This is a genomic window from Pueribacillus sp. YX66 (genome assembly GCF_041725775.1).
Lineage (GTDB): Bacteria > Bacillota > Bacilli > Bacillales > UBA6769 > Pueribacillus.
In genome coordinates, this window is sequence record NZ_JBEUEL010000087.1 from 1 (window position 1) to 855 (window position 855).

Genomic DNA, 855 nt, shown 5'->3' on the forward strand with positions numbered 1-855 from the left:
AGACGCAAAGGCAAATCAGCTACTTAGTAGCCTTTTTCTTCCTCGCCACTCCAAATGGCGACTCTTTAATCATAACATATAAATAAAATAAAAACAAATGGTAACTTATGGTGGAGCCTAGCGGGATCGAACCGCTGACCTCCTGCGTGCAAGGCAGGCGCTCTCCCAGCTGAGCTAAGGCCCCTTTTTATGGTCGGGAAGACAGGATTCGAACCTGCGACCCCCTGGTCCCAAACCAGGTGCTCTACCAAACTGAGCCACTTCCCGGACTTGAACAAAATGTTCTCGGTTCCGTGTTCGCCACAGGACGTGACGGTATTTAACGGAAGAGCTTTTATGATGGCGCGCCCGAGAGGAGTCGAACCCCTAACCTTTTGATCCGTAGTCAAACGCTCTATCCAATTGAGCTACGGGCGCACTAAAAAAGCGGAAGACGGGATTCGAACCCGCGACCCCCACCTTGGCAAGGTGGTATTCTACCACTGAACTACTTCCGCACATGCAATCACATGCAATTCAAATACTCAAATTAATATTAAAAATGGTGAGCCATACAGGATTCGAACCTGTGACCCTCTGATTAAAAGTCAGATGCTCTACCGACTGAGCTAATGGCTCTTACTAATCTTAATAGTAATATGTACAGAAAAAATAGTATAATCAGTACCTTAAGTACACGGTAAACAAAACATCAATTATTGGATGATGGTGGAGGATGACGGGCTCGAACCGCCGACCCCCTGCTTGTAAGGCAGGTGCTCTCCCAGCTGAGCTAATCCTCCAAATCTGCCCAGCAACGTCCTACTCTCACAGGCAAAGCCCATTACCATCGGCGCTGAAGAGCTTAACTTCCGT

Annotated in this window: 6 tRNA genes; all 6 read right to left on the reverse strand. The window is 47.8% G+C overall.

Annotated features, from left to right (window positions below):
• Nucleotides 1-108 precede the first annotated feature (108 nt).
• Nucleotides 109-184 (reverse strand) — tRNA-Ala (locus tag ABU914_RS15415).
• 6 nt (nucleotides 185-190) lie between these two features.
• Nucleotides 191-267: transfer RNA gene (locus tag ABU914_RS15420), tRNA-Pro, on the reverse strand.
• A 73-nt stretch (nucleotides 268-340) separates the two neighbouring features.
• Nucleotides 341-417: transfer RNA gene (locus ABU914_RS15425), tRNA-Arg, on the reverse strand.
• 8 nt (nucleotides 418-425) lie between these two features.
• A tRNA-Gly gene (locus ABU914_RS15430) sits at nucleotides 426-497 on the reverse strand.
• Between the two features lie 45 nt (nucleotides 498-542).
• Nucleotides 543-618, reverse strand: a tRNA-Lys gene (locus ABU914_RS15435).
• Between the two features lie 88 nt (nucleotides 619-706).
• Nucleotides 707-782, reverse strand: a tRNA-Val gene (locus tag ABU914_RS15440).
• Nucleotides 783-855 lie beyond the last annotated feature (73 nt).